Consider the following 26,190-nt stretch of genomic DNA (forward strand, 5'->3'; position numbering starts at 1 on the left):
GATATGTCCGGTATAGAGAGCGGGGATTTCCCTCGATTGCAGGCGCGTTACCGCCGGCAGTGGTGGATATGGTTCGCCGGTTGCGCTGTGCTGACCCTGGTCGGCGTGCTGGCTGCGGGTGTTTACGGAATCGGCATGGCGGTGTTGTCGTTGATCGCACTGCCGGTCGTGTCCGCTCAGTTGTCTAAAAAGTTATCGAGGTATTATAAAAGCGAGATCGTTCCGCAGTTCGTCGGGCGGTTCTGCGATGAGGGACGTTATGTGCCCGGGGCGGGAATCGACGAGGAGGTGTTCCGGGCCAGCAACCTGTTCGGCGCTCCTCCCGACCGCTATGCCACCGAGGACCTGATCGAAGGCCGTGTCGGCAAGACCGTTTTCCGTTTTGCGGAAGTCCATGCGCAGGAGAGGCGGACGACGCATACCAAAAACGGCACCCGTACCACGTGGGTGGATATTTTCCGGGGGTTCTTTTTCGTTGCGGATTTCAATAAGCATTTCCGGGGTCAGACCACGTTGGTGCCCAATTTCTGGGGCAGCAAATGGCTGGCCGGGAGACGGCGCGTCCAGCTGGAGAATCCGGAACTGATGAAAGAGTTCCTGGTCTGTTCCACCGACCAGACCGAGGCGCGGTATCTCCTCACGCCGGGGCTGATGGAGCGTATCATGAAACTTTGGAACAGGTATCCGGAACAGTTGAGCATCAGTTTTACCGGTTCCTGCATCATGGTGGCGCGTTCGTGCGCGGCGAACCATTACGAAGCGAGTATCTGGCGTCCGCTGGAGCGGTGTACGGAACGCGATATCGAGGCGGTGAGGGGACTCACGGCGATCGTCGGGGAGCTGAATATGAATACCCGGATCTGGACGAAAGAGTAGTGTCGGGGGCGGGAACGGAGGCTTGGAGAGGAGGGAAGAGGCAGGCTCACTCTCTGGATAAGAGTTCGGATGGAGCATGGCGGCGTTGCAGAGGCGGTTGCGCCGAATCGCATGCCCGGTGTCGCCCGCTGACGTGGAAACCTAATTTAACCGTACGGTTATTTGCCGAGGGTCGCAGCCTCGCTTTGCGGAGGCATGCCAACTTGCAAAGCTCGTTTCCGTTCGACCTTTGACCGACAAACGTACGGTTCCATTTACAGAATAGTAAACGACTGAATATAGTATGAAAAGACTGATGACCACTTGGATGATCGCCTCCGCAGCCCTGACCGGCTGCGGTACCGGCAGCACGCCGTCCGGCAGCGTCGCATCGGGCAACGTGGCTTTGGACACCGCTCTGACCGCCGCCGAAAAACAGGCACGCGTTTTCACTCCCGAAGTGATGTGGAAAATGGGGCGTATCGGCTCCAGTTCCCTGTCCGCCGACGGGAAAGAGGTGCTTTACGCCCTGACCTATTATAATATGGCCGACAACAAAGGCTATACTTCGTTGTACGTGATGCCGGTCGGCGATCCTGCGCAGGCGCGGCAGATCACCGATAACGGCGGCAAGGACAACTCTCCCGCCTGGGGCGTGAATCCCGCCACCGGAGAAACGTGCATCTATTTCCTCAGTTCGAGGGGAGGGGAAAGCGCCGCACAGCAGCTGTGGGCCGTACAGCCCGACGGCACGGGGCTGCGTCGGCTCTCCTCCGTGGAGGGCGGCATTACCGGTTTCGGCGTAAGCCCGAAAGGCGATAAAGTGTGGTACACCGCCGACGTGAAAGTAGACTCCGTCTCCTCGGCCGATCTTTACGGCATGCCCGAATCCAAAGCCCTGATCTACGACGACCTGATGGAACGCCATTGGGATTGCTGGGAAGACGGTTCGTACAGCCATATCTTCGTGGCCGACCTGAATCCGTCGGCTACCGCCGGCGACGGGCTTTCCGGTGCGAAAGACATCATGCCCGGCGAAGCGTGGGATGCGCCTCTGGCGCCCTATTTCGATATGGGCGAGATCGCTTGGAACAATGCCGGTACCGAGCTGGCCTATACCTGCAAGAAACTGACCGGTTACGAATATTCCATGAGTACCGACAGCGATATTTACCTCTATACCTTGGCCGACGGGAAGACCCGGAACCTGACCGAGGGGATGCCGGGGTACGACAAGTATCCGGTATTCTCGCCGGACGACAGCAAATTGGCGTGGCAAAGCATGGAACGCGCCCGGAACGAGTCGGACAAAGACCGTCTTTTCGTGATGAACCTTTCTACCGGCGCCAAAACATACGTGACGGACGGGTTCGATTACAACGCCGCCAATCTGAAATGGACGCCGGACGGCAACGCCATCTATTTCATCGCTCCGATCGAGGCTACCCACCAGATTTGCCGGGCCGATCTCTCCGCAGGCAAAATCGACGTGCTGACCGCGGGCGACCATGACTACACGGGCTTCAGCATCGCGTTTCCGAATGCGGCGCAGGCCGGTTCCTCGGCCGCATGCGGCACAGGGGCGGACGAGGCGGTGATCGTGGCCGAAAAGACCACCCTGCAAATGGCTCCGGAGCTGTTCGCCGTGAATGTCAAAGACGGGAAGGATAGCCAAATCACCTTTATCAACCGGGAGATTTACGATAATGTCGATATGGGGACGGTGCAGAAGCGCTGGGTGCCGACCACCGACGGCAAACGGATGCTGACGTGGGTTGTCCTGCCGCCGAACTTCGACAGCGCGAAAAAATACCCGACGCTGCTTTATTGTCAGGGCGGCCCGCAAAGCGTCGTTTCGCAGCGGTGGAGCTATCGTTGGAATTTCGAACTGATGGCGGCGCAGGGTTATATCGTGGTGGCTCCGAACCGCCGCGGCCTGCCGTCGTTCGGGCAGGAGTGGCTCGACCAGATTTCGGGCGACTACAGCGGCCAGAATATCCGCGACTACCTCTCGGCTATCGACGACGTGTCGCGCGAGCCGTGGGTGGATACCGAACGCCGCGGTTGCGTGGGAGCTTCGTACGGGGGCTATTCGACATTCTATCTGGCCGGGCACAGCGACCGGCGTTTCAAGGCGTTCATCGCCCACTGCGGGATGTTCAACCTCGAAAGTTTTTATGGCGAAACCGAAGAGTTGTGGTTCCCGACCAACGATTTGGGCGGAGCTTACTGGGAGCGGCCGGGGAACAAGGTGGCCGACCGCTCGTATGCCAACTCGCCGCATCTGGCCGTGAATGACTGGTATGCGCCGATCCTGATCATTACGGGGGCAAAGGATTTTCGGATTCCGTTCACGCAGAGCCTCCAGGCATTCACGGCGGCCCGGGCGCACGGCATCCCGTCGCGGCTGGTCTATTTCGAGGACGAAGGGCATCAGGTGTTCAAACCGCAGAATTCGTTGGTATGGAACAAGGAGTTCTTCGGCTGGCTGGACAAATACGTGAAGCGGTAGTTTTTCCGTTCCCGGCTTTGTCCGAAAAACAGGGAAAAAGGCTCCTCTCCTTTTATGGAAAGGAGCCTTTTTTAGGGTGGATATTGCGGTTTTACGAAAAAGGACTATCTTTGCACCACGTTATACGACACCGGGTCGGTTGGCCGAGTGGTTAGGCAGAGGTCTGCAAAACCTCGTACAGCAGTTCGAATCTGCTACCGACCTCAAAAAAGAGCTTTTAATCGTCTGTTTGGCAGCGCATTGAAAGCTCTTCGTCTTTTCAGGGAGGCGGATGATCTCAAAAAAGCCTTGTTCACAGGCCCTCCCGATACTCTTCCTGCCTGTTCGGAAAGACCGTCTGCGGGGAGATCTGTTTCTTGTAACCGTGCGTCCGACTCTCCGTCGATCGCTGTTTGCATCCGGATACGGTCGCGCGGCTCTTGGTTCGTCCCGGTAAAATTTTGCATGATAAAAGGGGGACATCCGGCAATCCGGTTTCGGCTCGGCGGCGTACGACTTTCTGCCCGGGGCGGGGAATCATGGTCCGAAGACAAAGACGGTGCAAAATACGGTTATCCGATCGAATCTACTCCGTCTCCCGATAGAGGCGCAACCACCCCGACAGGCTCCGGAATCTACGGCCGACTGTCTAAAGAATGGACACCCGGTGTCTAATTTTTAGACAACCGGCCTTTGTTGTGTTTTATGTAAATATCTGTTATACAGTATTTTGTGAATTATGGCACGGAGTTGGAAATAAATAGGCGCAGAAATAAATGCAAATTCACAATCGATATGTTTAAAAAATTCCTCATGGAGAGTTTCCGGGCCAAGAAACACAGGCCCCTCTCCTTTATCATCAACTGGCTGGGACTGACCCTCGGATTCGCCGCCGTTATCGTGATGTATATCTTCATCATGGCTCAGGTACGTCACGACGCTTGTTTCACCCGTCCGATGGACGACGTCGCCCGTTGCGAAATCGATGTCGAACAGATCGGCTCGATCTGTCCCGACCCGACGGCGCGTTTCATGACTCAACTCCCGGAGGTCGTAGCGGCTACGCGGGCCGGACAGCGCGGAAACATGACCGTGTCCATACCGAACCAGCCGGGGGGAGCGCGTTTCTCGTTGAAGACGATGTTCGGCGACTCGAATCTGCTCCAGGTCTTCCCCTTCCGGATGGTGAGCGGCGGCGGAGCCGACGCATTGGCTGACGGGACAAAGGGATTGGTGAGCCGTTCGTCGGCCATGAAACTCTTCGGCTCGATCGACGTGGTCGGCAAGCAGATCGAAGTCAATAACACCTATCCGGTGACAATCACCGGCGTGTTCGAGGATATTCCCGAAAATTCGCTCTACAATCCCGACGTGATCTTCACTTTCAAGATGACGGACCCGAACGGTAAGGCAGACAAATGGTACATGTGGATGAGCGAGTGCTATTTCCGGTTCCATCCCGGTACCGATCTGGCGGCTTTCAATAAGAAGTTCCAAGTGGCGTTGATCGACCGGATGTGGGAAGATTTGGGTAGTGCCTTTGCCGGATCGCCGGAAGAGTACATCGAGGAAAAAGGGGGATTCGACAGTCCGCAGGTTCCGCACGTCCGTCCGTTCAACGACTGCTATTTCACGCCCGAAGTTTCCGGGGCGATGAATATGTACGATCCTTCGTCGCTCGTGGTACTGGGCATTATCGCCGCCCTGGTGCTGGTGATCGCCATTATCAACTACGTCAATATCTATACCGCCCGTTCGACCGAGGTGATCCGCGCGATGGGGATCAAAAGCATTATGGGGGCCAGCCGCCGCAGTCTCATCGGATTCATTATCGGCGATTCGGTGGTCATTACCTTCGTCTCGGCGGTTACGGCTTTCATCCTGGCCTGGCTGCTGCGGCCGCTCTATCCGATGATCGTCGGCAGCGAACTCTCTTTTGCGCTGAGTTGGGATATCCTGCTGGTGCTTTTCGTCGGTCTGCCGGTAGTCTGCGGCGTATTGTCGGGCATTTTCCCGGCCGTCACCCTGACGCGTATGAAACCGCTGGACGCCATCGCCAACCGGTCGAGCGGCGGCCGTCAGATGTCGGTGGTACGCAACGCGCTGATCGTGTTCCAGTTCGTGATCTCGATCGGCCTGATAGCGGCGACACTGCTGATCAATAAGCAGATGCGTTACCTGACGACGCTCGATCTGGGTTACGACCGCGAGAATGTGGTGACGGTAAGCGGCGGTTCGTTCATGAACAATGAGAAATTCGAGACGTTCCGCGGGCGGTTGCTGACTTCGCCCTCGATCGTCGACGCTTCGCTGATCCAGGGGAATCCGATGCAGGTGGGCCAGATGAATACGGTGCAGATTACGAACGACCAGTCCTATACGCCGATGTACCTCTATGGCGACCAGCATACGCTCCACGTGCTGGGCGTGCCGATGGTCGAGGGGGATTCGATTTCGGACAGCAATTTCGACCGCCTGCAATGGAACCAGACCAATATGGTCATCAACGAGGCGTTCGCCAAGTATATCCGCAACATTGCGCCGGAGGTACAGATTCCGGGCGAGAAGTTTATCGGGGTGTTCAAGGATTTCCAGCATCAGCCGGTGACCGAGCAGGTGACGCCGCTGGTACTCGTTCGTACGTGGAGCGGCAACCCCTATATCCGGATCGCGGCCGGGCAGATCGAACAGGCATTGGCCCATATCGAAAGCACGTTCCGCGATATGTTCCCGAACGAGATTTACGAATATGAGTTCATGGACGCGCAGTTCGACCAGATGTACAAGCTGGAAAACCTGTTTCGGGCCCGTCTGCTGACTTTCAGCGTGCTGGCTATCTTCATCGGCTGTCTGGGGCTGTTCGCGCTGGTGGGCTATTCGGTGGAACGCCGCCGCAAGGAGATTGCCATCCGCAAAGTGCACGGGGCGATGGTGGGCCAGGTGGTCGGCATGCTGTGCGCGAATTTCCTCAAATGGCTGGCGGTATCGTTCGTGATTGCCGTGCCGCTGGTGTGGTGGATGATGGACAAATGGATGAGCCAGTATGCTTACCGTACCGAGATGAGTTGGTGGATCTTCGCGGTGGCGGGCCTGGCGACGCTGGTGATCGCGTTGTTCACGGTATTGGGGCAGAGCTATAAGGCGGCGGTCGAAAATCCGGCCCATGCCGTCAAGGGCGAATAGCCGCCGCGGTCGTTTCGGAGCCTCGGCCCGAGGACCGGGCCGAGGCTCTGCGGCCTGTACGGGCGGTCTGTTCCTGCCGCCCGGTTTCCTGCCGGTTCCGTCGAGGGGCCGGCAGGAAATGTTTGGATACGATTGGGGAATACGATTTTGCTCAAAACCGTGCAATGATCTCCCCGACCGGCCCTGCGCTAAGCGGTACCTGCGGGGCGGTGGAAATCCTCGCAAAGGTCCCGGCAGGGGCTGCATCGGGGGAAGGTTGCCGTTCCGGCTTCCTCCTTACGCCTCGGCCATCGAACTTGTTCGTATGGCCGAGGCGCCAGGAGGCAACCGCAGGTAAAAAAGAAAGTGCCCCGCCGGCATGAGGCGTCCGGCACAGCCGATGCCTCCGCGGCATAAGCGGGCGAAGAAAAATAAACGCCCGTCAGCGAAAGACATACAAGAAACCGTACAGTTAAATATTATGGCCGGAGCCAGCGGAGCCGCAACAAGCACTGCGCAGTTGCAGGTCGCCGCCCGGGGTGGCTCCGGCCTGACTAAGGGAGAACTTTGCGTAAAACCGTACGGTGATTTGCCGAGGGTCGCAGCCTGCGGAGACTGTGAACGAGCCTGGCGAGCGAGCGGGCCTCCGCGGGGCGAGGCTGCGGCCCGCGCGACCTGAAGGTCGCAAAGCATGCCCCGGCCATTTAACCGTAGGTTTAACGAAGTACTCCCGGCTTCTTATAGTTGGTATCGAAGTACGGGTAGAGGTTGCCAACCCGGGAATGTGCGATTTTCCGATCCGACGGGAGTCGGGAACGGGGAATCGCATTCCCGGCGACTTTTTTGCTTACTTTTTTGGTCGCACAAAAAAGTAAGTGCCCCGCGGCATGAGCGGGAAAGAAAGAACAAACGCTCGTCGGCGACAAACAGTACATTTAAACCTACGGTTAAATGAGGCTTCCACGTCAGCGGGCGGGCCGGACGCCTCCCCACGGGGAGTTCGGTGCCGTCGGGTATTCGAGCCGGGCTGTAACTACCCGAGACCTCCCGGGTGCCCGACCCGAATGAAAAATAACAATACAATTAATTTGCAGGCAGAATCCGGAGCCGTCTGGGGTACCGTCGGCTGTTCCAATGGCGGGCAAAGTCGTATGGATGTACCTTGCAGGATTTCCGTTCGACCACAGGGATTGCCGGAACCTCACCGTGGAGTCCTGTTATGGAGAAAAAGCAGCCCCTGTATATACAGGGGCTGCTTTTTCGTCGGATGGCCTGGCAGGCGGGATCCCGTACCGTGTCGTTGGCTGTGCCGCCGGGACGATACCGGCTGAGGGCGGCACCCGCACAATCCGGATATCGTGGGCCGAAGCTGTCCGGTGCAGTTCGGAATTTATTCGGCGGTCTCCGTTTCGGGAGCCGTCATTTCCGGACGTTCGAACCCGTCGGCCGTCGCTTTTTCGGTCATCCGCTTGATCCGGTTATCCAGGTCCGGATGCGTCGAAAATAATTGCTGAACTTTGTTGCTTTTGTCGGCTCCCATCTCCTCCTGCATTTTCTTCAGTTTTTCGAACGAGAGGGCCATCGCCCACGGATTTTCTCCGTGGGATTTCAGGAAATCGTAGCCGTATTCGTCGGCGGCGTATTCCTGTTTCTGCGAAAACTTCGAATTGGTTACCGCTTCGCCGAGTTCGCCCAGCTGCGAGTCCGACAGCTTGGCCGCCGTACCTCCCGCCGAGCTTACCCCGTCGCGCAGGGCCGAAGCCAGCAGGGCCGTGCGGAAAGCATCCTTGCTGTCTTTGTTCATCACGTGCCCGATCTCATGGCCGATCACGCCCAGAATCTCTTCGTCCGTCATGATCTGCATCAGGCCCGCGAAGACCCGGATACTGCCGTCCGCACAGGCGAACGCATTGACGTCCCGGACACGGTATGCTTTGATATTCAGTCCGTCCACGTTGATTTTCTCCGTAATCTTCGCCAACCGCACGGCGAACGGGTCGTCTCCTTCGCAGACGGGATTGTGTTCGTCCATCCAGTCGATGTATTCTTTGACATAACCTTCGATTTCGGCGTCGGTCAGCGTGGCCGCCTTAAGTACTTTGGCGCCTGCGCCGATGGCTTTGTTCAGTTTGAACTGGGCATGCGAGACGCCCGTAGTGGCGAGAGCCGCAACCAGTAAAAAAGTAAAGATTTTCTTCATGAATGTTGGGGGTTTCGTTTGTTATGTATGCAAAAGTAGGTCAATGCCGCCGGGTTTCCAATTATTTTACGTCAGTTTTCCGTAAAAACGAATGCGGCGGCCTGCGATAAACGCGCAGGCCGCCGCTCGGACATAACAAACGATGAAAAAGAGATGTAAAATAAGGAATTATATATATTACCTGTTTTTCCGGCTCGCGCCACCGCCCGGACGGCAGAAAACCATCCGGCGCAAAACCGGCCAAAGTATATTTCGTTCCCCGATACATGCGGGGAAATGCAGAATCGCCTTTCAGACTGCCCGTAGAGCCGCCGATTTCATTTTCCGCTGGCAGAAACGCTCGCATTGCAGACCGATGTCGTAACCGAGCATGGCTCCCAGCATGAAATCCTCTTCGGGCGTCAGCAGGTTCAGGGGTTTGTCCACGAACGAGCGGACCGCGTCCAGACAGGCGCGTTTGCCGAAATAGAGATTGACCTTGTTCCCCGATACGGGCTGACACAGGTATTCGATGTGCTGCCGTTCGAGGCGTTGGATCATGAAATCCGCGCACGTTCTGCACATCGTGCAGAGAATCAGGCTGCGTACCCCTTTCTTGAACTCGTAGATGTGGTGCATGAAGACCCGCATCTCGGAGAAATCGGAGTAATCGGGCCGGTTCATGACAATTCGGTTTTTAACCGGGCTGTCCATCTTTCGATCCGGTCGGCCGTCAGGTTGCCTTCGTTGTTCTCGTCGATCGGCAGCCCGACGAACTTGCCTTCCTGTACGGCTGCCGAGCTGTCGAACGTATATTCCGACGGATCGCAGGAGCCGACGAAACGGCAGCCGGTCGCGGCCAGGTCGTCGTGCAGTACGCCGATGGCGTCGCAAAAAGTGTCGGAATAGCCCGCCGAGTCGCCGCAGCCGAACAACGCTACGGTCTTGCCCGAAAGGTTTTCGGCCTTGAGTTTGTCGGCGAATCCGTACCAATCGTCCTGCAACTCGCCGCTGCCCCAGGTCGAGGTACCCAGAATCAGGCAATCGTAGTCGCGTACTTTCGAGATGTCGGTGTCCGCAACATTGTGGATATCGCCGGCGCTTATGCCGAGTTTCTCGCCGATCTGTGCGGCGATGGCTTCCGTGGTGCCGAGCGTGCTTCCGTAAAAAATTCCTGTTTTCATTCCCATGGCTTCGTATTTTTGTTTGTTACAAAGCTATGGTTTCCTGCGCGGGACGGGAATCCCCAAAAATGGGGAATTTGCAAAACGGACATCCCCATTTCCGGCGTCGGGCGCTCCCGTTCCCCCCTCCGCGGTCTGAATAAGGCCGGGCTGCGGATATATTCCCGGCCGGAATATGGCGTTATGAGTCCGCTCGCGGCGTTTTGCGTCGCGGGGGCGCTTATTCCGAACGCAACGAACGCACGGGATTGGCCGTGGCCGCGCGCCAGCTTTGGAAGCCGACCGTCAGCATGACCACGAACAGGGTAATCGCACCGCCTGCGAGGAAAAAGCCCCCATGCGGATCGACTCGATAGGGATAATTCCGCAACCATTGCGACATCAGGTAGTAGGCCGCCGGCGTCGCTATGGCGAAAGCGATGCCTACGTAGATCAGATAACTGCGGACGAGTAATCCGACGATCTGGAGAACGGTGGCTCCCTGGACTTTCCGTACGCCGATTTCTTTTTTCCGGCGGGCGTTCGAGAAGACGATCAACCCGAAAATACCGAAACAGGAGATCAGCATAGCCAATACCGAAAAGACGCCGAAGATCGTCTTGAACCGTTGTTCGGAATGGTAAAGCTGCGCCAGATAGGTGTCGAGCAGCTCTATCTCCAGCGGTTGCGAGGGAGCGAATCGTTCGTAGATCGTCCCGATCTCCCTGAAAACACGTTGTATGTCGTCGATCGAACCTGCTTCGACCCTGACGTTTATCAATCCCGCTTCGATCGGCAGGATGAACATGGCTAACGGTTCGACCCCCTGGCGCAAGGGTTTGAAGTTGAAATCGCGGCATACGCCGTTGACTCTCAGCAACGGGATATGGGGATCGTCGCCCGGTGTCTGCTGGATGCGCAGTTGGTTGTAATCGTCGACCTGGAGCGCCGCCATGGCGGCTTCGTTCAGGATTACGCTCGTCGTGCCGTCCCGGAACCGTGTATCTCCCTGCACCATTTCGACGCCGAAGGTGGAAAAGAACGCTGTGTCGATATAAAGGAATTTGCTCCATATCTCTTTTTTCTCTTCCTGGTAACGTCCCTGCAACTTGGCTCCCATGTCTATGTTCCCCACCGTTCCGGGTGTCAGGCTCACGTTTTGTACGAACGGCAGCTGCCGGAGTTCCGAAAAGAAAGCCTGCCGGTGTTCGTAGATCGTATTGTCCATCCCGATACAGACGATCTGTTCCTTGTCGAACCCCAGGTCTTTGGTACGGAGGTGGTCCAGTTGGGCCGAGATGATCAGCGTGCAGACGATCACTCCGATCGATGCTACCAGTTGAACGACGATCAGAATCCGGCGGAACAGCAATACGCCGCGTCCGCGTCCGATACGGCCGGTGTACAACGTATTCACCGGATCGAGCGCGCTGAGATAGAAGGCCGGATAACTGCCGGCGATCGTCCCTACCGCCAATGTCCCTCCGAGGAGTATGCCCCATTGCCACGGCCGGTCCATCCAAATGAACGGATATTCGAATCCGACGAGGCTGTTATAAAAAGGCAGCAACAGATCGACCATGACCAGTGCCAGCAGCATGGCGCAAAAGGTCATTGCCACGGATTCGCCCAGAAACCGGGCGATGAGCCGCGAGCGTGTGGCGCCATTGACCTTGCGCAGGCCGATCTCTTTGGCGCGTACCATGCCCTGGGCCGTCGAAAGGTTGAAAAAATTGACGACGGCCAGCAGCAGAATGATGATCCCGACCCAGATCATGGCGACGACTTGTTTGTGGTTCCCGCCTTTGAACGAAGTGAACAGATCGGCATAGTTGAAATAGACATCCGACAGAGGATAACATACCACGCGTTCGACCTCGTACTGCAAGTTGCCGTTTCTGCGGACGACGTCCTGTATCTTTTCGTTGAGGGCCTCGATGTTCCGGCCGGGACGTACTTTGGCGAAAATTTCGTATTGCCAGCTGTTCCAGTCCTGATCCAGCGTGCGCCCTTCGTAAAGCTCCTGCCGAGGGTTCAGCGGCAGCACGAACGAGAATCGGATGGACGAGTTCATCGGGATATCCGCGGCCACAGCGGTAACGACATACCGGTTGTCGTCTCCGATAACGACAGTCTGTCCGATGGGACTTTCGTTGCCGAACAGGGCGCGGGCGGTGGTTGCGGTCAGTACGATCGAATGGATGTCGGGCAGCGGATTGTCGCGGTTGCCCTGTACGATCGGGAAAGTGAACACGTCGAAAAACGACGGGTCGGCCAGCAGAAAACCGTCCTGAGCATGGACCGACTCTTCGCTGTCGGGAAGTTTGACCGATACGGAATAGTTCCGGCCGGAGACGTTGGCGATGGCTTCGATTTCCGGCACGCCTCTGCCGATGGTGGGTGCCAGAGCATAGGGGCATCCCCAGCCGCTGATTTTATATATCCGTTCCGAATCTTCGTGGAACATGTTCATCGTGAGTTCCCGCGCGGCATACATGCCGATGAAAATGACGGTGGCCAGGGCGACGGCGAATCCCAGTATGTTGAGTCTCACGTAGAGTTTATGTCTGGGGAATAAAGTTTTGAGACGCATGGGCAAGAGGGAAATAGGATGAAAAATGACAGAGACTCAACAAATATAAAAATTTACCCGCAGGCGCCGGGATACATAGTCGTTCCGTTACGAGCGCATGTCCTTGCGGGGCATAAAAACGACGTATGGCGATATTCCCGGCTTCCGCCGGCCGGGCGTCGCATTCCCTGGGTCGGAACCGGCTCGCAGAATCGAGCGCGTCTCTCTCCCGCCTGCAACCAGGGGGATAGAGGAACATGCCGTTTTTTCCTATCTTTGTTCGCATGATGGATGCCGGCAGGATAAAACAGCGGGTACAGGCCCGGATGGTGGCGGTTTCGGTCGTGCTGATGGCCGGCAAGTTCCTGGCGTTTTTTGTGACCGGCTCGGTCGGTATCCTGACCGATGCGATGGAGAGCATCGTCAATGTGACGGCCGGTTTCATCACCTTTTACAGCCTGCGGCTCTCCGCCCGCCCGAAAGATGCCGGGCACCCTTTCGGGCACGGGAAAGTGGAACTGATTTCCGCATCGGTCGAGGGGCTGATGATTCTCGTGGCCGGAGCCTTGATCGCGGTCGAAGGGATCAGGCGGTTGTTTGCGCCCCAGATGCCCGAACGGCTGGACGTCGGGATCGTCGTGGTCGCCGTCGCGGGACTTGTCAATTGGGTAGCCGGATGGTACAGTATCCGTATGGGGCGGAGATACGACTCCATCGCGCTGGTGGCCGGCGGCAGGCATCTGCAATCGGACACCTATTCGACCGTCGGGCTGGTCGCCGGGCTGGCGTTGCTCTATTTCACCCGGATTCCGTGGATCGACGGTGCGCTGGCGCTCGTCTTCGGTTCGGTGATCGGCGCGACGGGCATCCGGATACTGCGCAAAACGGTCGGCGGGCTGACGGACAAGGCCGACCGGAACGTGCTGGAACAGATTGTCCGTACTCTTTCGGGCCGTCGGAGACCCGAGTGGATCGACGTGCACAACCTCAAGGCGATCCGTTACGGCAGCCTGTTGTATGTGGATTGCGACCTGACCTTGCCGTGGTATTACAACATCGCCCAGGGACACGACGCCTGCGAAGCCTTGCAGGAGAGTCTCCGGACGGGATTCGACGGGAGGCTGCTGGTATCGGTGCATACCGATTCCTGCCGCGAGCACCATTGCGCGCATTGTCAGGTATGCGACTGCCCTTACCGTCGTTCGCCGTTCAGGGTCGTGCAGCCTTTCACGCTGGCCGAAATGACCAAAAGCGACGAAACACGCAGCGCCGAAGGGGAGGAGTAGCGAAACCGAAAATCATCAACCCAAACCTATGATACGAAAACCGAAATTTCTGATGTCGATGCTGGCCGGGCTGCTGTTGTGCGGTTCGCCGGCCGCCGCCTACGAATCGCAGGGCAAGTTCAACCTGATTCCGCAGCCCCTGTCGGTGCGGGAAAGCGAAGGCAGTTACACATTCAGGCAGTTTACCGTAGCTTACGAGCCGGGGAACGAAGAACTGGCCGAGATCGCCGACCTGTTCGGGCAAAAGGTGATTCCGCCCACGGGACTGCCGTTCGAAACCACTACGTCGCCGAAGAAGGCGAATGTCGTGTTCGCCCTCACCGCCGATACGACGCTGGGAGACGAAGGGTACCGCCTGTCGGTGACGCCGCAGGGGGCCACGATCTCGGCCCGGAAACCGGCCGGGGTCTTCTATGGGATGCAGACCCTCCTGCAACTGTTTCCGGAGCAGATCAAAAGTCAGGAACGGGTCGATGGGACGGCATGGACGGTTCCGGCGATCGAAATCAGCGACCGTCCCCGGTTCGCGTGGCGCGGCATGATGCTCGACGTGAGCCGCCACTGGTTTACCAAAGAGGAGGTCAAACGGTTCATCGACGAGATGGCCGAGTATAAGATGAACCGTTTCCACTGGCACCTGACCGACGACCAGGGGTGGCGCATCCAGATCGACGCGCTGCCCCGGCTGACCGAGGTGGGGGCCTGGCGCGCCCCGCGCGTAGGGGACTGGTGGAGCCGCGAGCCGCAGCGGCCGGGCGAAGCGACGACTTACGGTGGTTTCTATACCAAAGCGGACATCGCCGAAGTGGTCGAATACGCGCGCAGGCGCTATGTGACGATCATGCCGGAGGTCGATGTGCCGGGCCATTCGCTGGCGGCGCTGGTGGCCTATCCGGAACTGGCCTGCCTCGACGCGCCGGAGGCGGTCAATGTGGGGAACAAGTTTTACGGGACCGACGAAAATTCGCTCTGCATCGGGGGACCGAAAACGATGGAATATATGGAAAAGATATTCGCCGAGGTGGCCGAAATGTTCCCCGGCGAGTATATCCACGTGGGGGGCGACGAGTGTTTCAAAGGGTTCTGGCAGAAATGCCCGAAATGCACGAAGCTGATGAAGGACAAGGGGCTGAAAGACGTGAACGAGTTGCAGAGCTGGTTCATCCACGAGATGGAGGGCATCCTGAAAGCGAAAGGCAAAAAACTGGTCGGCTGGGACGAGATACACGAAGGAGGTTTGAGTCCGGAAGCGACGGTGATGAGCTGGCGGGGTATGAAAGGGGGGATTCTGGCGGCCGAACAGGGGCACCATGTCATCATGACCCCGGACAACCATTGTTATATCGACCTGTATCAGGGCGAACCGACCGTCGAACCGAATACCTATTCGATGTGCCGCCTGACCGATGCCTACAACTGGGATCCGGTGCCGGCGGGTATCGACTCCTCGTGGATCGTCGGCGGGCAGGCTAACCTGTGGGCCGAGTCGGTGCCCACGTTCCGCCATGCGGAATACATGGCATGGCCGCGAGGCTGGGCTTTGGCCGAAGTGTTCTGGACGGATACGCTGCGGAAAGATTGGGCGGGCTTCGTGAAACGTACCGAACACCATTTCCGCCGGGCCGACCGGGCAGACGTGAACCACTCGCGGAGCATGTACAACGCGATCGTGACCACCGAGGCCGATTCGCTCGGCGCGTTGCGGGTGTCGCTGGCCGCGGAGGTGCCGGGGCTGGACATCTACTATTCGTTCGACAATACGATTCCCGACCTGCACGGGCTGAAATATACGGACCCGGTGGTCGTGCCGCTGAACGCGAGCCGGATCACGGTGGCGACCTACCGGGGCAAAGAACCCGTCGGGGCGTTGATCCGTCTCGACGTGAAAGAACTGAAAGCGCGTGCCGTCAAGACCGAACGGGTCATCGGCAACCTTTGAGGCCGTTTCCTGCGGACAGCATTACGGCGAATCCCGGACAGGCGCGATCCTGTCCGGGATTCGTCTTTCCGGAGCCTTCATTGCAACCCGGTTGCATGACAGGATGCGCTAATTTTGAGTCCGGCAAAGGCCGGGTGCCTGGTCCTGTTTTGCACAATCGGAGATAACGGTTCCGGTGTCGCGGTATCGCCAGAGTAAGACGTTGCAGGTTTTGACAAAAGTCCGGTGCCGGAACTTTTTCCGTTTAAAGGGGAAGGGATAAAATGTGCTGAAAATCAGGCATCCATATAATGTAGGGTGAAGTCGTATATATTTACCTTCGATAAAATACGGAAATCATGTCGCATGGTCATTGTAACGGTAGCTGCTGCGGAACGGAACAGGATATGCAGAAAAAGGAGATGCTGAAGATCGCCGTCTCATTCGTCCTGCTGGCCGCAGGAATCTTTTTGTCGGCCGCCGACGTCCCGTTTTTCCGGGACGGACGGATCCGGCTCGTATGGTATCTCGCGGCTTACGTTCCGGTCGGCGTTCCGGTATTGAGAGAGGCTTGGGAAACGATGCGGAGCGGGGAGATTTTCAGTGAATTTACCTTGATGAGCGTCGCGGCGGCCGGGGCGTTCCTGATCGGAGAGTATCCGGAAGGGGTCGCGGTCATGGTCTTCTATGCTGTCGGCGAACTGTTCCAGGACAGGGCCGTGAGCCGTGCGAAGCGGAGCATCGGCGCCCTGCTCGACGTGAGGCCCGAAACGGCGGCCGTCGTCCGGGAGAAAGGGATCGAAACTGTCTCGCCTGCGGAGGTACGCATAGGGGAGACGATCGAGGTGCGGGTCGGGGAGCGGGTACCGTTGGACGGTATCTCGGAGAGCGATGCCGCATCGTTCGATACCTCCGCTCTGACAGGCGAGAGCGTACCGCGCCGTATCGGGCGCGGGGAAGAGGTGCTCGCGGGTATGATCGCCACGGAAAACGTTTGTCGGATCCGGGTCGCGCGGCCGGCAGGGGAAAGCGCCCTGTCGCGTATTCTCGATCTGGTTCGGAACGCAGCCGACCGCAAGGCGCCGGCCGAGTTGTTCATCCGGAAATTCGCCCGTATCTATACGCCGGCGGTCATGGCGGCGGCCGCGCTGATCGTGGCGGTACCGTGGGTGTGGTCGCTGGCCGCTTCCGGATTCGATTACGATTTCGGCGACTGGCTCTACCGGGGACTGGTTTTTCTGGTGGTCTCCTGCCCCTGCGCATTGGTCGTCAGTGTCCCGTTGGGTTATTTCGGCGGCATCGGCGCCGCTTCGCGCCGGGGAATCCTGTTCAAGGGGAGCAATTATCTGGATGCGATCACGAAAGTGAACACCGTAGTGATGGACAAGACGGGGACGCTTACGAAAGGCGTGTTCGAAGTGCAACAGGTCGTACCGGCCGAAGGGCTTTCCGAAAAACAGTTATTGGAAACGGTCGCTGCGGCGGAGATGCGGAGTAATCATCCGATCGCGCGGGCGATCGTGCGGGCGCTGCCGGAAATGACGCCCGTATTCCTTTCCTCGTCCGATGCGAAAGAGATTCCGGGCCTCGGCATTGAGACGACGGTGAACGGGAAGGAGGTATTGGCCGGAAATGCGAAGCTGCTCGGACATTACGGGGTGGATTTCCCGCCGGAAACGGACGGCATACCGGGAACGATCGTCCTGTGCGCTGTGGAGAGACGGTATGCGGGCTATATCGTGGTCGCCGACATGCCGAAAGAGGATGCGCGGGATGCGGTCGCAGGGTTGCGGAAAGAAGGGATACGCCGGATCGTCATGCTGTCGGGCGACCGTCAGGCTATCGTATCGCGGCTGGCCGCCGATCTGGGAATCGGGCAGGCTTACGGCGATTTGCTGCCGGAAGGCAAGGTGGAGCGGATCGAACGGTTGAAAGCGGATCCGGCGAATGTCGTGGCGTTCGTGGGGGACGGGATCAACGACGCCCCGGCCCTGGCGCTGAGCGATGTGGGCATCGCGATGGGCGGCTTGGGGAGCGACGTGGCGGTGGAGACGGCGGACGTGATCGTCCAGACCGACCAGCCGGGACGTATTCCGATGGCTATCCGTATCGGCCGGGCTACGCGCCGCATCGTGAGGCAGAATATCGTGCTGGCTTTTGCGGTGAAATTGGCGGTGCTGGCGCTCGGCGCCGGCGGGCTGGCCACGTTGTGGGAGGCTGTTTTCTCCGATGTGGGCGTCTCGCTGCTGGCGGTGTTGAATGCTGTCCGGATCATGCGTAAACGGTTCTGAGCAAAGATCCTGCGTCTTCATTCCGTGTCGGATGCGTTTTCGGTCTCTGCCGGGCAGGAGCCGGCGCGGACAGAAAAAGCATCGGCGGAAACTATTGTGATATATCCGGGTATATGACCGGATACGATTTACCGTATTTCGCCGCTTGGCAATAGGTTAAAAAAGGACGTCCCCGGGCGACGGCACGAAAAAGGGGGGAGACCTGTCAAGGTCTCCCCCCTCCCGTTATTGTCCCGGAAGTCTTACAGTTTTTTGCCGTAAGCCAGATCGCCCGGGTCGCCGATACCGGGTACGATGTACGACTTGACCGTCATCTCCTCGTCCACCGCCGCCGTCCAGAGCGTCACGTGGTCCATCGGGAGCCGTTTCTGTACATATTCCACGCCGTCGGCCGACGAAATCACTGCGGCCAGGTGCGTGTGGGAGGGGACGCCGCCTTTTTCCAACAAGGCGTAATAGGCCAGTTCGATAGAGGCGCCCGTCGCCAGCATCGGATCGACGATGATAAGCACTTTTCCCTCCAGGTCGGGCGTCGTCACCTGTTCCAGTACGATCTTCATCGTCCCGTCTTTACTGTATTTGCGGAAAGAGGATACGAACGCGTTGGAGGCATTGTCGAACACGTTCAGGAATCCGTTATGCATCGGGATACCTGCCCGCAGGATGGAGGCGATCACCACTTCGTCGGCGGGCAGCATCATTTCGGCCTCGCCGAGCGGCGTGACCACGTTTTGCGGTTTGTAATCCAGCGTTTTGCTGATTTCGTAGGCGATCACTTCGCCGCTCCGTTCCAGGTTGCGCCGGAAACGCATCGGGTCGCGCTGGGTCACTTCGTCGCGCATCTGCGCCACGTAACGCGAAAGTATGGAGTTCTGCCGGTCCAGTATTTTAATCATGATATTCGGAAAGATAGGAATCCGGGGAGCAGGGCAATAACGGAACGCGGGCTTCCCGGATGCCGTGTTCCGTACTACAAATATAAACTTTTTCGGCAGACGGGCAACACGGACGGCGGAAATTCGCCTTTTTCGGTACAAGTAGCCAAAACTTTCCGCAACCGGAACTTTCGGTACTGCCGGCGTTTCCGGCTATGCGATTCGAGTAGGGGCGGGAGCGCCGGGAATCGGACGATCTGCGATTTGGAGCAGATCTACCTCAGCAAGACTTCGGCTATCGCCAGATCGACCGGCGTCGTGATCTTCAGATTCGCCGTGTTTCCTTCGGTAAGCACGACTCTTCCCGTACCTGTCAGTTCCACGACCGAAGCGTCGTCCGTAAAGCGTCCGTCGTAAGGCGCCCCGTAGGCTTTCCGGAGCAGGTCGCCTCGAAATCCCTGCGGGGTTTGTACGGCTCGGTAGGCCGAACGGTTTACAGATTCGCTGTCTCCGTCCGTTCCGCTCAGTTTCCGCAACGAATCGACCACCGGCACGACCGGCACGGCGGCTCCGTGCCTGCGGGCGGCGAGAATGACATCGGCCACGACACGGCTGTCCGCAAACGGCCGTACTCCGTCGTGTACCAGTACGATGTCGGCGTCGGGTGCCGCGGCCAGCCCGTTTCGGACGGAATGGAAGCGTGTCTCTCCTCCCGCCACGACTGTATGCTCTATCCGAAAGCGGTGCCGGTCGCACAGTTCTCTCCACTGGGGAATATGGGAGGCCGGCAGAACGAGTACGATTTTATGAACATAGTTTTCAACATTCGGCGACGCTTCCGCTTGTTCGTCCACATTCGATGAACAATCTGTTAAAAAACGGTCCACACTTGCCGACATGCTCCGTATCGTCCGCATCACAATCGGCTCGCCGCCAATAGCCAGGAATTGCTTGGGCAGCTCGGTTCCCATACGTGTCCCGTTGCCGGCTGCTACTATTATTGTTAATATCGTGTGCATAACTCTTTTTCCCGTTCGATTATTCGATACATCGATGTTTGAGGCAGCCGTTCTTGCTTTGAAAGAAAGAACCGACGCAGCCGCCGAGCGCTATCGGGCTCGTTCGTAGGACCGAGGCGCAAGGAAGAACCGCGCTGCGTACCGAAGCCAGAGGCCGTTTACGGACTATGGCGAGGTAGCGTGAGGAAGCCGCCGGGCAAAACGAACGTAGCGAAGTTAAAAAGAACAGTACCTCAAATTCAACCGTCCGAATAATCGAACGGTTGAAATGGGATTCAGATGACGGTTTGCGTCCAGCGGGTCAGCTCGACGAACTGCGCTACCGACAATGTTTCCGGCCGCAGGCCGAAGAACGGATGCGCTTCCGTCTGTCCGGAGGCTATCGCCTCCCGGATCGCAGGGAATGCCGAACACAGCGAATTGCGCACCGTTTTCCGGCGCTGATTGAACGTGGCCTTGACGACCTTTCTGAATAGCGTTTCGTCGCAGTCCAGCCGTTCCGTCCTGTTGCGTACCAGCCGGATCACCGCACTCTGCACCTTCGGCGGCGGGTTGAACACCCCCGGCGGCACCGTGAAAAGATATTCGATGTCGTAATAAGCCTGGAGCAGAACGCTCAGGATACCGTACTCCTTTCCTCCCGGAGCCGCCGCCAGCCGTACCGCCACCTCCTTCTGTACCATACCCGCCGCGATCGGAACGATCTCTTTGTTTTCCAATATTTTGAAAAATATCTGCGATGAGATGTTATACGGGAAATTCCCGATCACGTTTACCCCGCCTTCACTGTATATGGCGGCCAGGTCGAGTTTCAGGAAATCCCCTTCGAGAATATGCAGTTCCGGATAATGTATCCGCAGATAATCCACGCTCTCTCCGTCGATTTCCGCCACCGTCAGCCGATCTCCGTAAACCGGTAACAGAAATCGCGTCAGCACGCCCATTCCGGGCCCGACTTCCAATACCTGCCGCCCGCCTTTCCCCGGTTCCAACGTTTCGGCGATGCGCCGGGCTACGTTCAGGTCGGTCAGGAAATGCTGCCCCAAATGTTTTTTCGCTCTTACCTCCGCCATACTTCGATCGAGGGCCTGTTTAAAGATATAACGCTCATTCTTTGCTGTCTTTTCGTTTCGCTGTCGAGCCGAATGGATGGCCCGACTCCTGTCTGATCCGGACTTTTCGGGTCTTTCGTCCGGCTTGCGCCGTTTCGTTCTGCGAGACATGGAGCCGGGCGGGGCATATCTCGTTCCCCGATACGTTCGGCCTGCCCATGCAGGTTCCGGTAAGGTAATTTTTACGACGGGCCGGACGGGTTCTAAGATGCTGAGGCCGGGGCGGAAGTCTGGCCGAGCGAGATGCTTTCCATGATCCGGTCGGCCACTTTGTCCGATACGTCCGCTCCCCAAACGAACTGCACGATCCACATCCGTGCTTCGTCCACATAGACCCGCATCCGGAATTTGACTTTTTGCGCGTCGATGTCCATCGTACCGCTCACCTCGCGACCGGCGATGCCGTCCGTTTCGATCGTCGTCGTTTCCATCCGGATATCGTCTGTCCCGGTTTGGTCGGCCCGTGCTTTGATGCCGGCAATACCGTTTTCCGCGGCTCCGTCCAGGCTCAGTTGTCCGGACACGGCGGGAATGTATTGCGTGCTGTTTATCATTCCCATAATCGGGAGTTCAGGCTCCTCGTGGAACAGCATCTGCATATCGACGACTAACTTACGTACCGGTTCGGGCAATTCGTTGCGGCTGTCGGGATAGGTTTCCAGTGCGAAGGGCATTTCTACGCTGAGACCGTCGAGTTCGCATGTCTGCCATTGCGGTTTGAATTTGGACGAGCACCCTGCGACGAGCAGGAGGGCACACAGGCCGCATAAACCTTTCAGAAGTTGCTTTCGCATCATATTATTTATTGGTTTCGTGTTTCCGTTCGGTTAGGCTAAGGCCGCTCGGCTCCGGTGCCGAGCGGCACTGGGCCTCCCAAAAGGAAGCCCAGCCCGCTAACGCGGAACCCTAAATTAAAACCGTACTTTTAATTTGCAGGTTAAAGCCCGGAGCCAGCGAGGGCCAAACGAGCTTTGCGAGTGTTGCAGCCCTTCGCCGGGGGTGGCTCCGGGCTGACATCGGGAGAACTTTACATAAAATCGTACAATTAAATATCCCCGGCCTTTTCCCTTGCGTTTAGTTCACGGGTAAAGACTGCTGGCCTGGGAATGTGCGATTTTCCGATCCGACGTGAGTCGGGAACGGGGAATCGCATTCCCGGCGACTTTTTTGCTTACTTTTTTGGTCGCGCAACCGACGCAGCAGCCGAGAGCCATCGAACTTGTTCGTATGGCCGAGGCGCCAGGAGGAACCGAGCAGCGTACCGAGGCCAGAGGCCGTTTACGGACTATGGCGAGGCAGCGCGAGGAAGCCACAGGCAAACCGTAGGTAAAAAAGTAAGTGCCCCGCCGGCATGAGGCGTCCGGAGCAACCGGTGCCCCGCGGCATGAGCGGGCGAAGAAAAACAAACGCCCGTCGGCGACGGACATAAGATTAATCGTCCGCATAGCAGTCAGCCCGAACCGACGCTGCCGGAGAGCACCCTAAGGTTCGCACGAATGGCCGAGCGGCGAGAAGCCGTCGGGTAAAACGAGCGAAGCGAAATTAACGACCGCAAGTTGCAGCCCTTCGCCGAGGGTGGCTCCGGGCTGGTTGCTACGCGGACCAATAATCATACGGTTGCATGTCGAGTTTGTCTTCGGCGGTTTCCCCCTGTATGGCCCGGGCATAAGCGAGCCATGCAGGGGAATATCTTGTTGCCGACCAGTATCGAATCTGCATGATTTCGGACGGCCCGTGTCCGCCCCGCCGCTGCGGACGGCATCCATCGGGAAACGCCTCCGGAAGATCAGTTGCCCGCCTCGCTCAGGAATTTGACCCGCACCAGACGTATCTCGTCTTCCGTATAATCCGGCCCCAGCTCCCGCACGGCTTCCTCCACCGAATCCGTCTGCGCCTCTTCGGTAAAATAGTCGATGATGTCCGGCACCTTGTCTTCGTCCACCATCTCCGTAATGTAGTAATCTATGTTGAGCCGCGTTCCCGCGCCGACGATAGCCTCGATTTCGTCCATCAGCTCTTCCATCGTCAGTCCTTTCGCGTCCGCGATGTCCTTGAAGTCCATCTTGCGGTCGATACTCTGGATGATGAAGACCTTGTTCCTGCTCTTGTTCACCACGCTTTTGACCACCATCTCCTGCGGTCGTTCGATGCCGTTCTCTTCGACGTATCGGGCGATCAGGTCGATGAACGGTTTCCCGTAACGTCTCGCCTTGCCTTCTCCCACTCCCGTGATGTTCAGCATGTCTTCGAGCGTCACCGGGTACTGGATCGTCATCTCCTTGAGCGAATCTTCCGAGAAGATGACGTAGGGGGGCAGGTCGTGTTTTTTAGCCACCTCTTTCCGCAGGTCGGTCAGCATCGAGAAAAGAATCGGGTCCGCCGCGCCTCCGCTGCGTCCGCCTCCGTGCACGGTCAGCGAATCTTCGTCGTCCGTCTCTTCGTAACGGTGGTCCGCCACCAGTTTCACGCTGTACGCGCCGCCTGGCGCCAGATAGGCGCGACCGGTTTCGCTGATGGAGAGCAATCCGTAATTTTCGATATCCTTATCGATCAGTCCCAGGATCAATCCCTGGCGGATCACCGCGCTCCAGAACTGCGCGTCGTGCCCGGCGCCGGCTCCGAACAGTTCCAGCTTGTGGTGTTTGTACGATTTGACGAGGTTCGTGGCTTTGCCCAGCAGCATCGCTTCCAGGTAATCGGCCTTGAATCCCGGTCCGATGGCCTGCAACGTCTCCAGCATCAGCCGCATGAATTCCCGCCCTTCGAACTCTTCGCGGGGGTTGCAGCAGTTGTCGCAGCAGCCGCAGTTCGGGTCGTCGTATTGTTCCCCGAAATAGTGCAGGAGCATCCGCCGCCGGCACATGGCGCTTTCGGCGTAGGACACGGTCTCCTGAAGCAGCAGCTTGCCGATCTCCTGTTCGGCCACCGGTTTGCCCTGCATGAATTTTTCGAGTTTCTGAATATCCTTGTAGCTGTAGAAAGTGATGCAGCGACCTTCTCCGCCGTCACGGCCGGCCCGACCGGTCTCCTGGTAGTATCCCTCCAGCGACTTGGGAATGTCGTAGTGGATCACGTACCGCACGTCGGGTTTGTCGATGCCCATCCCGAAAGCGATGGTCGCTACGATTACGTCCACCTCTTCCATCAGGAACTTGTCCTGGTTGGCGGCACGCGTGGCGGCGTCGATGCCCGCGTGGTACGGCAGCGCCTTGATGCCGTTCACCACGAGCAGCTCGGCCAGTTCCTCGACCTTTTTGCGCGACAGGCAGTAGATGATTCCGCTTTTGCCCGCGTGTTGCTTGATGTATTTGATGATCTCTTTGGTCGCCCCTACTTTCGGCCGCACTTCGTAATAAAGGTTGGGCCGGTTGAACGACGACTTGAAGACTTTGGCGTCCTGCATGCCCAGGTTCTTCTGGATGTCCAGTTGTACTTTCGGCGTGGCGGTAGCCGTCAGGGCGATCACCGGTGCCTGGCCGATTTCTGCGATGATGGGTCGTATGCGCCGGTATTCCGGACGGAAGTCGTGGCCCCATTCCGAGATGCAGTGCGCTTCGTCGATGGCGTAGAACGATACCTTGATTTTTCGGAGAAATTCGACATTCTCCTCTTTGGTCAGCGATTCGGGGGCGAAGTAGAGCAGTTTGGTCTTGCCGGCCAACACGTCTTCGCGCACTTTCTGCACGGCGCTTTTGTTCAGCGAGGAGTTGAGGAAGTGGGCCACTCCGTCCTCCATGGCGAAAGTGCGCATGGCGTCCACCTGGTTTTTCATCAGGGCGATCAACGGTGAAATGACGATCGCCACGCCGTCCATCATCAGCGCGGGGAGCTGGTAACACAGCGATTTGCCGCCGCCCGTGGGCATCAGCACGAATGTGTCGTTGCCCGCCAGTACGTTGCGGATCACCTCTTCCTGGTTCCCTTTGAACTGCGAAAAGCCGAAATGCCGCTTCAGACTTTCGTACAAAGCGTCGGAAGCAGGATGCTGAGACGTATTCTTTGCCATAATGGAATCCCCCGTGAATAACCGTTGTGCCCGTGACGGAGGGCGTAACGCCCGGCACGAGCAACAATAAAGGTAACGATTTTTCACGAAATCCAACTACCTTTGTCTAAAAATTAACTGAAAGTGACTCCCGAAAACACCATCGAATTCGCCCGGAATATCATTCGTACGGAGCGCGCGGCGGTCGAACGGCTGGAAGGATACATCGACCGGGGTTTCGTCGAGATTGCCGAAACCGTTTTCCGCAGCCGGGGCCGGCTGATCATCACCGGAATCGGCAAGAGCGCCATTGTCGCGAACAAGATCGTCGCCACGCTGAATTCCACCGGCACGCCGGCCGTGTTCATGCATGCTGCGGATGCGATTCACGGCGATCTGGGCATCATCCAGCCGGACGATATCATCATTTGTATTTCCAAGAGCGGCAATTCGCCGGAGATCAAGGTGCTGGTGCCGTTCATCAAGCAGATGGGCAACCTGCTGATCGGGATGGTGGGCAATCTCGATTCGTTCCTGGCCCGGCACTGCGACAGGATACTGAATACGACGGTGGCGGAAGAGGCCTGCCCGAACAATCTCGCTCCGACTTCGAGCACGACGGCCCAGATGGTGATGGGAGACGCGCTGGCCATGACGCTGCTTAAGATGCGTGGGTTCACGGCGCAGGATTTCGCGCGGTTCCATCCGGGGGGGGCGCTGGGCAAAAAACTGTACACGACGGTACGGGACATCATGTCGGACGAGGATGTGCCGCAGGTGACGCCGGATGCCGATCTGAGCAGCGTGATTATCGAAATATCGGGCAAGCGGCTGGGGGCCACGGCGGTGGTGGATCCGGTGTCGGGCGCTCTGGTGGGGATCGTCACGGATGGGGATCTGCGCCGGATGCTTCAGAGCGGTAAGGATATCGCGGCGGTGCGGGCGCGGGATATCATGTCGGCTTCGCCGAAAACGATCGGGGCGGACGAATTGGCGGTCAAGGCGTTCCGTCTGATGGAACAAAATAAAATCACGCAGTTGCTCGTTCTCGATCCGGAACGCGGTAATGCGTATTGCGGAATTATCCATATCCACGATATCCTCCGCGAAGGCGTCGTCTGATTTTTTACCGTTCGTTTATTCTGTACGTTATGTTTGAGGCAACCGTTCTTTTTCTGAAGAAAAAGAACCAAAAAGACTTTCGAGCAGCCGTATGCACCTCAGCCTCCGCAGTCCTCTTGCATTGAGCCTGCTCTTTGTTTTGCAATGGCAGGGGGCTTTT

Annotated in this window: 17 protein-coding genes and 1 tRNA gene; 8 read left to right on the forward strand and 10 right to left on the reverse strand. The window is 57.8% G+C overall.

What is annotated here, in order from left to right; genetic code table 11:
- Positions 1-3: 3 nt before the first annotated feature.
- The 4 genes from RIKMI_RS0106965 to RIKMI_RS0106985 all read left to right on the forward strand — a co-directional run bounded on the left by RIKMI_RS0106965 (position 4) and on the right by RIKMI_RS0106985 (position 6,529).
- Positions 4-876 carry a DUF3137 domain-containing protein gene (locus RIKMI_RS0106965; RefSeq protein ID WP_115356388.1) on the forward strand — a complete coding sequence of 291 codons (873 nt, stop codon included), beginning with the start codon at positions 4-6 and terminating at the stop codon, positions 874-876.
- 283 nt (positions 877-1,159) lie between these two features.
- Positions 1,160-3,367: a dipeptidyl-peptidase Dpp5 gene (gene dpp5 / locus RIKMI_RS0106970; protein WP_027291014.1), complete on the forward strand. Its 2,208-nt coding sequence runs from the start codon at positions 1,160-1,162 to the stop codon at positions 3,365-3,367.
- Between the two features lie 133 nt (positions 3,368-3,500).
- Positions 3,501-3,571, forward strand: a tRNA-Cys gene (locus tag RIKMI_RS0106975).
- Positions 3,572-4,141: 570 nt separating this feature from the next.
- Positions 4,142-6,529, forward strand: coding sequence for an ABC transporter permease (locus RIKMI_RS0106985; protein ID WP_027291016.1), 2,388 nt, complete (start codon positions 4,142-4,144; stop codon positions 6,527-6,529).
- A 1,369-nt stretch (positions 6,530-7,898) separates the two neighbouring features.
- Here the strand turns inward: RIKMI_RS0106985 and RIKMI_RS0106990 are convergent.
- The 4 genes from RIKMI_RS0106990 to RIKMI_RS0107005 all read right to left on the reverse strand — a co-directional run bounded on the left by RIKMI_RS0106990 (position 7,899) and on the right by RIKMI_RS0107005 (position 12,404).
- Complete coding sequence (locus RIKMI_RS0106990; protein ID WP_027291017.1) at positions 7,899-8,708, reverse strand: M48 family metallopeptidase; 810 nt, start codon at positions 8,706-8,708, stop codon at positions 7,899-7,901.
- Positions 8,709-8,999: 291 nt separating this feature from the next.
- On the reverse strand, positions 9,000-9,371 hold the full coding sequence (locus RIKMI_RS0106995; protein ID WP_027291018.1) for a DUF2023 family protein: 372 nt from the start codon (positions 9,369-9,371) through the stop codon (positions 9,000-9,002).
- On the reverse strand, positions 9,368-9,871 hold the full coding sequence (gene fldA, locus RIKMI_RS0107000) for a flavodoxin FldA (RefSeq protein ID WP_027291019.1): 504 nt from the start codon (positions 9,869-9,871) through the stop codon (positions 9,368-9,370). The genes RIKMI_RS0106995 and fldA overlap by 4 nt, the downstream gene beginning before the upstream one ends.
- Positions 9,872-10,091: 220 nt before the next feature.
- Positions 10,092-12,404 (reverse strand): FtsX-like permease family protein, encoded by a 2,313-nt coding sequence (locus RIKMI_RS0107005; RefSeq protein WP_037291658.1) that lies wholly within the window; start codon positions 12,402-12,404, stop codon positions 10,092-10,094.
- 302 nt (positions 12,405-12,706) lie between these two features.
- On the opposite strand from RIKMI_RS0107005, the gene RIKMI_RS0107010 reads away from it, so the two are divergent.
- From RIKMI_RS0107010 to RIKMI_RS0107020, 3 genes are all read left to right on the forward strand, one after another.
- The gene (locus RIKMI_RS0107010; RefSeq protein ID WP_336433348.1) at positions 12,707-13,708 is read left to right on the forward strand and encodes a cation diffusion facilitator family transporter; all 1,002 of its coding nucleotides are present in this window, start codon (positions 12,707-12,709) and stop codon (positions 13,706-13,708) included.
- A 28-nt stretch (positions 13,709-13,736) separates the two neighbouring features.
- Positions 13,737-15,647, forward strand: a complete 1,911-nt coding sequence (locus tag RIKMI_RS0107015) for a beta-N-acetylhexosaminidase (RefSeq protein WP_037291660.1) — start codon at positions 13,737-13,739, stop codon at positions 15,645-15,647.
- A gap of 338 nt (positions 15,648-15,985) precedes the next feature.
- Positions 15,986-17,917, forward strand: a complete 1,932-nt coding sequence (locus RIKMI_RS0107020) for a heavy metal translocating P-type ATPase (protein WP_027291023.1) — start codon at positions 15,986-15,988, stop codon at positions 17,915-17,917.
- A 242-nt stretch (positions 17,918-18,159) separates the two neighbouring features.
- Here the strand turns inward: RIKMI_RS0107020 and upp are convergent, their stop codons facing one another.
- From upp to recQ, 6 genes are all read right to left on the reverse strand, one after another.
- Positions 18,160-18,816, reverse strand: a complete 657-nt coding sequence (upp, locus tag RIKMI_RS0107025; RefSeq protein ID WP_027291024.1) for a uracil phosphoribosyltransferase — start codon at positions 18,814-18,816, stop codon at positions 18,160-18,162.
- A gap of 251 nt (positions 18,817-19,067) precedes the next feature.
- Positions 19,068-19,811, reverse strand: coding sequence for a 2-C-methyl-D-erythritol 4-phosphate cytidylyltransferase (locus tag RIKMI_RS14605; RefSeq protein WP_027291025.1), 744 nt, complete (start codon positions 19,809-19,811; stop codon positions 19,068-19,070).
- A 275-nt stretch (positions 19,812-20,086) separates the two neighbouring features.
- Complete coding sequence (gene rsmA / locus RIKMI_RS0107035; protein WP_027291026.1) at positions 20,087-20,884, reverse strand: 16S rRNA (adenine(1518)-N(6)/adenine(1519)-N(6))-dimethyltransferase RsmA; 798 nt, start codon at positions 20,882-20,884, stop codon at positions 20,087-20,089.
- A 242-nt stretch (positions 20,885-21,126) separates the two neighbouring features.
- A complete protein-coding gene (locus tag RIKMI_RS0107045; RefSeq protein WP_156877458.1) occupies positions 21,127-21,717 on the reverse strand; it encodes a hypothetical protein in 591 nt (196 codons plus the stop codon).
- 687 nt (positions 21,718-22,404) lie between these two features.
- On the reverse strand, positions 22,405-22,536 hold the full coding sequence (locus tag RIKMI_RS15230; protein WP_256620793.1) for a hypothetical protein: 132 nt from the start codon (positions 22,534-22,536) through the stop codon (positions 22,405-22,407).
- Positions 22,537-22,709: 173 nt separating this feature from the next.
- Positions 22,710-24,929: a DNA helicase RecQ gene (recQ, locus tag RIKMI_RS0107055; protein ID WP_051214402.1), complete on the reverse strand. Its 2,220-nt coding sequence runs from the start codon at positions 24,927-24,929 to the stop codon at positions 22,710-22,712.
- A gap of 123 nt (positions 24,930-25,052) precedes the next feature.
- Here recQ and RIKMI_RS0107060 point away from each other — a divergent pair, with 123 nt between their 5' ends.
- On the forward strand, positions 25,053-26,030 hold the full coding sequence (locus tag RIKMI_RS0107060; protein ID WP_245584947.1) for a KpsF/GutQ family sugar-phosphate isomerase: 978 nt from the start codon (positions 25,053-25,055) through the stop codon (positions 26,028-26,030).
- Positions 26,031-26,190: the final 160 nt, after the last annotated feature.

Origin of the sequence: Rikenella microfusus DSM 15922, from assembly GCF_000427365.1 — a bacterium.
Taxonomy (GTDB): Bacteria; Bacteroidota; Bacteroidia; order Bacteroidales; family Rikenellaceae; genus Rikenella; species Rikenella microfusus.